Raw genomic sequence first — 9,794 nt, forward strand, 5'->3', positions numbered from 1 at the left:
GGTGTGGACTTTGGAGAGTAACAACCTGTTGGAAATCAAGGATCTCGAGGTCGTCTATACGAGCGGCAAAAGTACGGTGCAAGCGGTCAACGGCATCAGCCTGAGCCTTGGCCGCAAGGAAACGCTGGGACTCGTTGGAGAGACCGGCGCTGGCAAGACCACCATCGCACTGTCCATATTGCGGCTGCTTCCGGAACGTACGGGTAAAATACTGAACGGCTCCGTCACCTTCGACGGCGTTCCGGTGCTGGAGCTGGGCGAAGCGGAGATGCAGGCGATCAGGGGGGGAAGGGTATCTATGATATTCCAGGATCCCATGACTGCGCTGAATCCCGTCATTCCAATCGGACGGCAAATAGAGGAAGCCCTTTTCCTGCACAATGTCGATAAGCTGGATTCCAAGGCGCTTGGGGAGCGCATCGATGAAATACTGGGGCTGGTTGGTATTCCGCCTGAAAGGAAAAAAGAATATCCCCACCAGTTCAGTGGTGGAATGAAGCAACGCGTCGTGATTGCAATGGCGCTTGCCTGCTCCCCCGAGCTGCTGATCGCCGACGAGCCCACCACCGCGCTTGACGTCACGATTCAGGCCCAAGTGCTGGCGATGATGGAAGAGCTCAAGCAACGGTTGGATATGAGCATGTTGATGATCACCCACGACCTCGGCATAGTCGCGAAAACCTGCGATAAGGTCGCGGTGATCTATAGCGGGGAGATTGTAGAATATGGCACCTTTGAAGACTTTTTTGTCGGAGAACGCCATCATCCCTATACAGATGGGCTGTTTGGCAGTATCCCGGATATATACGGAAATGTAAGACGGCTGAGGCCAATTGAGGGGATGTTGCCTGACCCGACAGACCTGCCCGCTGGCTGCAAGTTCCATCCGCGATGCCCGCATTCCATGGATATATGCAAAACCGTATTACCGGTCGCTTATATCAATGGAACTCATGCTGTAAAATGCCATATATTTGCATCGGAGGAGGGATATCATGGGGAATACTAATCCGATTTTGCTAGAGACAATTGGACTGCAAAAGTATTTCAATGTGGAACACGGCAAGCTCCATGCCGTGGACTCAGTTGACCTGCGGATAAAGGCGGGGAGTACCTTGGGTATCGTGGGTGAATCGGGCTGCGGCAAGACAACGCTCGGCCGTACGATCCTAGGGCTTGCGCCCGCGACAGGCGGCCAGATCCTTTTTGAGGGACAAGATATCACCAACTGCGACGCCCGCAAATTCAAGGCGCTGCGCAAAGAGATGCAGATTATTTTTCAGGATCCCTACAGCTCCATCAATCCGCGCCATTCAATCAAGAAAACCATTGCCGAGCCTCTGCTGGTGAACGGGATCATCCGGGACAGGAAGCAAAGGGAGGCCCGCGTCCTGGAGCTTATGGAAACCGTTGGGCTGTCCCGGCGGTTCGAAAATAGCTATCCCCACGAGCTGGACGGCGGAAGACGCCAGCGCGTCGGCATTGCTCGCGCACTGGCGGTACACCCCAAATTTATCGTATGCGACGAGCCGGTGAGCGCATTGGATGTGTCGATCCAGGCGCAGGTGCTCAATCTCCTGATGGATTTGCAGGAGAGTCTGAGCTTAACCTATTTGTTTATCACTCATAACCTGAGCGTTGTACGCCATATATCAACAGAAATTGCTGTTATGTATCTCGGTCAGTGCATTGAGCGCGCCCCCTCAAGGGAACTGTTTGAACACCCGCTACACCCTTATACAAAAGCTCTTATTTCCGCCATACCCATCGCATCAGCAAAGGCTAGGGAAATACCAACGGAGATTATTAAGGGAGAGCTGACAAGCCCGATTAATCCGAAGCCCGGCTGCCGGTTTGCCTCAAGGTGTCCTTATGTTAAAGCTGAGTGTACCGGCAAGGATATCCCGCTGCGCGATATGGGAGGGGAGCATTATGTGTCATGCGTGTTACACGGGGGTGTATAATATGAAGCTTTTGGCAGTATTTTGGATCAGGAGGTGGGTGAGTGCTTGAAGCATATAAGCGAGCGGCAAGAATATACTCCGCCAACAGAAAGAAACACGTTCTGAACGAGCGCGTAACGGAGCATTGGATCAAGGGGAGCCAGGATTTCTGGTTTGCCAAAGATGTGTCGTCCTGCGAAGGAATAGGGACGGAATACATGCGTTATGTACATGAGGATATGGCTCTGTACAGGCTATTCGACCATGAGGCATTTGCTGAGGCACTCGGTGTCTGGCATGAGAATGCGAAGCCCTTGGAGTTGCCCGTGAATATCCATGGGGTTGACGGGAAAACCATGTACTTCTCCATAAACGGGGAGGAGGGTGAGTTTTGCTATGAGCTGAAAGGCGGCATTGTCAAAAAGCTGGAATATCCGCTCTATGATCAAAATGAAGCAACCTCTCCCGATTTTAGGTATTCAGTCTACACAAACGAGGGCAACATCTTTTGCAGGGACAATGGTTCGGGGAAAACCACGCAACTGACCACCGGCGGCAGCGACTTGCAGCCCTACGCACGCCGGTACCAAATGATTAGCGAGAAGCTGATCAGCAAAGAGCCGAGGATTTTGCCCCTTGGTTTGAAGTGGTCGCCGGATTCCAAGCGTTTTCTGACCTACCGAACGGATACCCGCAGGATCAGTCGGATGCATCTGGTACAATCGGATCCATTGAGCAAAACCCCCGCTCCGGTCGAAGTCAGCTATCCTTACTCCATGCCGCCGGACTCGGAAATCCTGACGGCGCATGTTTATCTGGTAGATGTGCAGAGCAAACGTTTCCGTCCTGTTTTGCTGGATGGACAGCCCCTGACTCTTTTTTCGCAGGCGATGTTCGACGCCAAAAACGACCAGCTGAAGTGGACGGCAGATGGCAAGACAGCGTACCTTGTACGCTATGACCGTTACTTTAAAAAAGCGCAGGCTGTCCTGATTGACATGGAAGCCTGTACCGCGCGCATAGCCGCTGAACAGGTTTATGAAACCTTCGGGTTTACAGAATACTTTGGATTTTCTTCACAGGAGGTATTCAACGATCCAGGGCTTCTTTACCTGCCGGAAAGCGAAGAGCTGATCTGGCTGCTTGAGAGGGACGAATACGCCTCCCTATTTCTTATTGACGCCGTAAACGGCAGGATAAAGAGCGACCTGACCCCAGGACCTTATACCGCCCGGCGAATGAGGCACTACAATAAGAATACCAGGACGCTTTATTTTACCGCCTCCGGCCGGGAGTCCGGTATCGACCCCTATTATCAGCTTTTATACGCGGTAAATCTCGATAGTGGACAATTAACAAGAATCAGCGAGCAAACCGCCGAACACATTCCTCGGTTCAGCCCCGACGGTGACTATTTTATCGACACCTATTCCACCGTTCAAGCTGTGCCTGAAACTTTTGTGTGTCGGCCAGATGGTACGCCCATCACAAAGGTTGCCGAAGCGGATGTCAGCCGCATTGTGGAAAAAGGGTATATAGAGCCCGAACCGTTCCGGGTATTGGCCCGGGATGGGGTCACGCCTATCTACGGTATCATTGTCAAGCCCTTCGGCTTTGATCCCAATAAAAAGTATCCTGTTGTGGACTATATTTACGGCGGAAGCCAACGCATTAATACGCCCAAGGCGTTTCAGTTCCACGAGGTTTTGGATATGGATCCCATGGGAGGCCTGCAAAGCTTAGCCCAACTTGGGTTTATTGGCATAATTGTCGACGGCCTGGCAACCCCGCTTCGCACAAAGGCGATACACGATATGGCCTATGGTAAGCCAGAGGAATGCTGCGGCATTGAGGATCATGTGTGCGCTCTACGCCAGCTTGCGGAGCAATATAGTTGGGTCGACATCGACAGAGTCGGTATATGGGGCAGCTCGGGGGGCGGCTACGCCACAGTGCGTGCAATGCTACAATTCCCTGATTTTTTTAAAGTGGGGGTATCCCTCTGTGGCGACCACGATCAGGCAAAGTACCATACGCATTGGGGTGACCGCTGGTTAGGTCCCTATTCGGAAGTGGCGTATTACAACCAGGCAAACCGCCACTTTGCCAGTAGTTTGGAGGGGCGGTTGCTGCTGATCCATGGCGATATGGACGACAATGTGCATCCTTCGGCAACCATTCAGCTGGCAGCAGCCCTGATCCATGAAAATAAGGATTTTGACATGCTGCTCTATCCCAACGGTAGCCACTTCCTCGATCAGTATCCCTATGTCACGCGGCGCAGGTGGGATTATTTTGTTCGTCATTTATTGGGGAAAGAGCCGCCAAGAAATTTTTCGATGGAACAAGAGGGCAACTGAGTTTGAAAAGGAGCGGATAAAATGGATGGTATGCTTCGGTATACCACACTTTCCCCATCGGGGAATACCACCGCTGTGATTGCTGCGATAACGCCACCTGCAACAAGGGGATGAACGACGATCTCTATTGATGTGACTTTATTATACAAGGAGGGCGACGCCCTTATGAAGAGTCCAAGCATTGACGATATCATACAGTACCGGTTCCTCTCCCAGCTGAAGTTTTCCCCTGTGGGCGGGCAGTCAGCCCATGTTGTGTCACAGGCCGACGATGACAACGGTTACCGGCATGAGCTGTGGCTGTGCAGCACCGACGGCAAGCTGCTGCGGCTGGCGGACACCGGCAGGCAGAAGCTCTTTGCCTGGGAGGATGCGGATACTCTACTCTTTGCCGCCGAACGCTGCGAGAAGGACCGCGCCCGGAAGGACCGGGGCGAGGTGTTCACCCGCTTCTACCGCCTTTGCATCCATGGCGGCGAGGCGGTATCCGCCTTCGAACTGGGGCTGAGCATCATGGACATCCGCTCGGTAGAAAAGGGCATCTGGCTGGTGCTGGGGGAATATAACAGGAACCACCCGGCAATGGATGGGCTGGAGTTAAACGAAAAGGAGGCGCGGCTCGCCGCGCTGCGCAAAGACCGCGATTACCAGATCATCGACGAGGTTCCCTTCTGGTCCAATGGCCGAGGATTTACAAATGGTATACGCCGCTGCCTCTACCTGTACGACGAGGCCGCGAATACTCTTACAATGGTCAGCGCTCCACACCAGGAGGTGGAGCTGCATGCCCTTTCGCCATGCGGGCGGTACATCGCCGGCGCGGGCCGGGAAATGGACGGCATCTACTCTGAGAAGGCCACGCTGTGGGAGTACGACCGCGCATCGGGGACCACCACGCGGCTTTCCGTTGGGCGCTTCCACATCAGGGGCGTGACATACGCGGATGGCGAGCTTCTGTTCTGCGGTGCCGAGGGAACAGCCTATGGACTCAAGGAAAACGGCGGCTTCTATCGTGTTGACCGGGCAAGCGGCTTTATCTGCCTGCTGGTGGGGCATGACGCCACCATCGGCTTGCCGGTGAACAGCGATTGCCGCCTGGGCGGTGGAACAATCCTGAAGGGCCAGGGCGGGCACCTGTACTTTACCTCCCTGCGGGGATATGTGTGTGGCCTTTACCGCATGCACCTCGACAGCGGAGCTGTCGAGGCGGTGTATGACGAGGCAGGCAGCATTGACTGCTTCGACATCAGTGGCGACGCGATCCGCTGCATTTCCCTGATCGGGCAGCGCCTGCAGGAGCTCTATGCACTAGCGGATGGCGTGCCGGAGCGTCTCTCCGACTACAATAAGGCAGCGCATGAGGACATGTGGCACGCGCAGCCAGTACACCACACCATCACGGACCAGGAGGGGTTCATCTTCGACGGCTGGGCCCTTCTACCGCGGGATTACAGCCCGATTAAGCGATATCCCGCGATCCTGCACATCCATGGTGGACCCAAGACGGCATTTGGGGATGTGTATTTCCACGAGATGCAGGTGTGGGCGGCGCAGGGCTACGTCGTCCTCTACTGCAATCCCCGGGGCAGCGATGGCAGGGGCGACGCCTTTGCCGACATTCGGGGAAAATACGGTGAAATCGACTATCAAAATCTGATGCAGTTCCTTGACGAGATGCTGCTAGCCTATCCCGCCATCGACAGCGCGCGCCTCGGCGTGACCGGTGGTTCCTACGGCGGCTTCATGACCAACTGGATCATCGGCCACACCAACCGCTTCCGCTGCGCCTGCTCCCAGCGCTCCATCTCCAATTGGTTTAGCTTCACTTACATCAGCGACATCGGCTATTACTTTGGCACGGATCAGATGCAGGCGGACGCGTGGAAGAATCCCAAAAAGCTGTGGGAGCACTCCCCGCTGAGATATGCGGACAAGGTGAAGACCCCCACGCTGTTCATCCACTCAGACGAAGATTATCGTTGCTGGATTCCGGAGGGCTACCAGATGTACACCGCGCTGCGCCTTCATGGAGTCGAGGCCCGCATGTGCGTCTTCCACGGTGAGAACCACGAGCTGTCCCGCTCGGGCAAGCCGGCCAACCGGCAGCGGCGCATGGCCGAGATACTGCAGTGGATGAACCGCTATCTGAGGGAGGGTGGGGAGCAAAGCATTCTGGAACACTAGCTTCTGTGTAGCCGACGCGACTCAAAATCGTGTGGGAAAACATGGGGGTTCAAGCCCCTTCACTGGCACCATATACGAAATAAAGCTCTTGGGATGAATCATTCCTGAGAGCTTTTTTGTGTTTCTGCCGTGTGACAATATATGGTATTTTGATTTCATAGTCTTTTAGTAACTTGAAATTTGAAGAATATGGTAGGACAATAGGATCAGGCAATCAGGAAGTATCCCATTATTTGCACCAAGGAGGAAGAGGAAGTGTGCTGGTTCCGCTGGTGGGGCAAATCACGGAAATCGGATAATACGCCAGACATCGAGGTACAGGATCAGCAGGTGTCGCCGATAACCAAGCGAGCAGCTCTACTTGCATTGAGTGAGAAACTGTCGCTTGGCAGTGAAAATGTCGTAGGTGAAGTCGTACTGGCATTGGATCATCCTGAGTTGTATGTGGAGCAATGGGGGGAGCGGTTGGACAACCGCGGAATCGAAGCGCCGATACCGGACTTGGCCTGGATTGCACTCGTAGATGCCTTGGACCAACTAGGGCTTGTGTGGGAAATCGATTGGAAGCAGGACGCCGAGACCATTCTTTTCGCCGTGGGCTCTCTACTGGATTGTAGAGGATGGTTGCTCCCAGCAGCAGGTCGGCGATTAGAGCAGGCAATCAGTCACGACAGTTACACCTTTGACTTATTGGGAGAGCTACATAAATGGTTGCGTCCTCATGGCATTGTATTAGGTCACTTGGACATTAATAGTGACAGCTACGTACTGATCGTTGTAAAGGAAGACGAGTGTGGAGAAATAGAGCGGCTGGCAGCAACAAGCGGATACAGGTTTCATAGTCGTTTTAGCTAGAAGGTAAGGAACTCGAAAAATGGGAAGGCTTGAAAGTATTTTACTGAATAGAACCGATTGTATCACTTATCAGGCGATACCTACGTGAAAAAACGTATTTTGGGGGGAAGCATCAATGGCGCCAACAAATGAATGGTTGTCCCAATGGGAACAGAAGCGGGAGAAACTGAAATGTCCTGTAGATTTAAATAATTATTTTACTTCCACTGAAATTGCAGGCAAGCAGCTAGCCGTGATGGATATCGGCCCTTGCTCGGTTCCTACTGGCCAGATACTCGTACGTGATCCGTTATGTTATTTGGCAAATAGAGAGGAACAGCCTTACTTCCAAACAGCACCGGCTGGCAGCTATCGCACGGAAGTCAGTGTCGTGAAGCCAGACGAGGATGGTGACTGTGCCCGATATGCCGCTGTTCGCCTGAAATTTGCTGATGTGCCTGCAGTGAGATTCGAAGAGGCACTTATCGGCCATGAAGACATATCAAGTTTAGGTGACGAGGAGTTCTTTGGCTTTAACGTCGATGCTGGTCTGGGGAGTATTTGCGACAAGCGGCTCCATCAGGCATTTTGCGACTTTGTGGACCAATGGTATAAAGAGCATCCCGGTGCCAATCTTTATGATGATTATTTTGCTGCTTTGTTTGCTGAAAGCTTCCGGCAGCATCCAGAATATCAACGTAGTGGCGGTGATTGGTTGAACTGGCAGATACCAGGTACAAAATACCATTTACCGATCTTTCAAAGCGGTTTTGGCGACGGGGCTTACCCGGTTTACTGGGGCTATGACGAAGCGGGCGAGATTTGCCAAATCGTCGTTCAGTTTATTGACATTGAATTAGCTTACAATGAAGAGGACGAAGAAGATTAACCTGAAGATCTAACGTTGGAATGAATGCTGAAGCAAAAAAGTCTTGTTTTTGGCAAGGCTTTTTTGCTTTTTCAATGGCAAAGCGAAGCATGCTAGGTAATTTCTCCAACATATATCTTTAACAGAGTTTCTGATAGCATGAGACCACCTCACTTTCGTAGAGGTATTTTGTGCCATAGGTTAGGGGTAGCGCATCCCATGACCATTAAATAATTTTTGGATGAAGTTATACACACGGACATGCACATCTGGAAAGACAAATGCAACCTCATTATCCCTCAACGGCAGGCTATCAGAAGCTGTTTCGATCCAATATGGGATGGACAATATGTCCAATGATTCCTTCAAGTAATGTACGTCTCTGTTAAGCACTCTATAGTAAAACGATTTTTCCACGAAACCAGCCCCTTTTCCACATTGTAGCATTAGAGCGCGGGACATAAAAACATGGATCAGGAGGGGGAGCTGGACATTTGTAAGTGGGATAAAGCGATGAAAAAAGTACCCTCTCGCGCTCGCGTGACAAGGGTACCAGATCAATCAGAAGAAAAACGTGTCAGAACTCTTTACGGCAATACCGTTATTTTCTGTACCAAATCCATTCAGTACCTGATTATGGTGAGCAATGATTTGTTCCGCTTTCAACACAGGACTATCTAAAGTGGAATGGCAATCTTCTACGAGTGTGACATCGTATCCAAGTGAAACGGCTCGTCTGCTCGTAGTATCAATACAGTATTCAGTTTGCAAGCCAGCTATGACAAGCTGTTTGATTTCTCTTGACGCAAGCACATCTTGCAGAGTGGTATCCAAAAAGGAATCACATGCAAATTTGCGAATCACTGGCTCATGTTCTAGAGGGGAAATGGTATGATAGATTTCCCAGGTCGGGGTTCCGATTGCAAACTCACCCTCGGTTTCACAATGCTGAACGTAGAGGACTGGGATTTGTAAATCACGGGCTCGGCTTATTAATTTTTCAATGCGATCAGCTAATGCATGACCTTGAAACGCATGCTCGATAAGGTACTCTTGAACATCAACGATGAGTAGCGCAGTATTTTTACTCATGAAAAAGCCCCTTCCCATTTATGTACCCACAAGAACAGTATAGACGGAAAAGAAGGGGCGAACAAATGAATTCATAAATTTTATTGAATTTTCTACCATTTTGCAAACCCACTTGTATGAATCACTTCTAGTAGCTCGGCTTCAATGATGGAAGGAAGGGCATTAAACGCCCACGAGACGATGGATTTCGAGCGTTTTCCCTTCCGCAATTTCCTGAGCAGTCTGATTTCTATATAGCTTTTCTACCTGAATGACATATACATAAAATACGATTTTACCCATTGATTGTACGCGAAACTCTTCAGGTACGCGCCCTTTGATAATTAAATTTGAGTCTCTCACCATTTCGTCGAGAGAAGAGAAGGTTTTGGACAGGGTGTGGCCTTGGAACTGACCCCATAACGTGAGACAAATCAAAACACCTTCAAGAGAATGCGACCATGTCGTAAGATATGGGGACAACTTGGAGGTGTTTTTCTGTGGCAACGAGAGTAAGCTATCCCGCGGAAATTA

At 51.3% G+C, this 9,794-nt stretch carries 8 protein-coding genes; 6 read left to right on the forward strand and 2 right to left on the reverse strand.

The genetic code is table 11. The features are described from left to right. Nucleotides 1-10: 10 nt before the first annotated feature. The 6 genes from C3B52_RS11330 (at nucleotide 11) to C3B52_RS11355 (ending at nucleotide 8,210) form a co-directional block, all read left to right on the forward strand. Complete coding sequence (locus C3B52_RS11330) at nucleotides 11-1,009, forward strand: ABC transporter ATP-binding protein (RefSeq protein ID WP_103106174.1); 999 nt, start codon at nucleotides 11-13, stop codon at nucleotides 1,007-1,009. Next, on the forward strand, nucleotides 996-1,964 hold the full coding sequence (locus C3B52_RS11335; RefSeq protein WP_103106175.1) for an ABC transporter ATP-binding protein: 969 nt from the start codon (nucleotides 996-998) through the stop codon (nucleotides 1,962-1,964). Before C3B52_RS11330 ends, C3B52_RS11335 begins: the two co-directional genes overlap by 14 nt. 41 nt (nucleotides 1,965-2,005) lie before the next feature. Beyond that, entirely contained in the window at nucleotides 2,006-4,303 is a 2,298-nt protein-coding gene (locus C3B52_RS11340) for a S9 family peptidase (RefSeq protein ID WP_103106176.1), read from the forward strand. Between the two features lie 165 nt (nucleotides 4,304-4,468). Next, nucleotides 4,469-6,487, forward strand: a complete 2,019-nt coding sequence (locus C3B52_RS11345) for an alpha/beta hydrolase family protein (protein ID WP_103106177.1) — start codon at nucleotides 4,469-4,471, stop codon at nucleotides 6,485-6,487. 255 nt (nucleotides 6,488-6,742) lie between these two features. Next, entirely contained in the window at nucleotides 6,743-7,342 is a 600-nt protein-coding gene (locus tag C3B52_RS11350) for a DUF6630 family protein (protein WP_103106178.1), read from the forward strand. A gap of 115 nt (nucleotides 7,343-7,457) precedes the next feature. Beyond that, on the forward strand, nucleotides 7,458-8,210 hold the full coding sequence (locus C3B52_RS11355; protein WP_103106179.1) for a DUF4241 domain-containing protein: 753 nt from the start codon (nucleotides 7,458-7,460) through the stop codon (nucleotides 8,208-8,210). A 180-nt stretch (nucleotides 8,211-8,390) separates the two neighbouring features. Here C3B52_RS11355 and C3B52_RS11360 read toward each other — a convergent pair whose 3' ends face one another. Further along, nucleotides 8,391-8,582, reverse strand: coding sequence for a hypothetical protein (locus C3B52_RS11360; protein ID WP_235615673.1), 192 nt, complete (start codon nucleotides 8,580-8,582; stop codon nucleotides 8,391-8,393). 168 nt (nucleotides 8,583-8,750) lie between these two features. Beyond that, entirely contained in the window at nucleotides 8,751-9,281 is a 531-nt protein-coding gene (locus C3B52_RS11365; protein WP_103106181.1) for a cysteine hydrolase family protein, read from the reverse strand. Nucleotides 9,282-9,794: the final 513 nt, after the last annotated feature.

The sequence above is a fragment of the Brevibacillus reuszeri genome, from assembly GCF_002897295.1.
Lineage (GTDB): Bacteria > Bacillota > Bacilli > Brevibacillales > Brevibacillaceae > Brevibacillus > Brevibacillus reuszeri_A.

Bases quoted from the DNA above. Each gene is read 5' to 3' on its own strand.
- C3B52_RS11355 (WP_103106179.1), top strand. From the start codon at position 7,458: ATGGCGCCAACAAATGAATGGTTGTCCCAATGGGAACAGAAGCGGGAG.
- C3B52_RS11365 (WP_103106181.1), bottom strand. From the start codon at position 9,281: ATGAGTAAAAATACTGCGCTACTCATCGTTGATGTTCAAGAGTACCTT.
- C3B52_RS11335 (WP_103106175.1), top strand. From the start codon at position 996: ATGGGGAATACTAATCCGATTTTGCTAGAGACAATTGGACTGCAAAAG.
- C3B52_RS11345 (WP_103106177.1), top strand. From the start codon at position 4,469: ATGAAGAGTCCAAGCATTGACGATATCATACAGTACCGGTTCCTCTCC.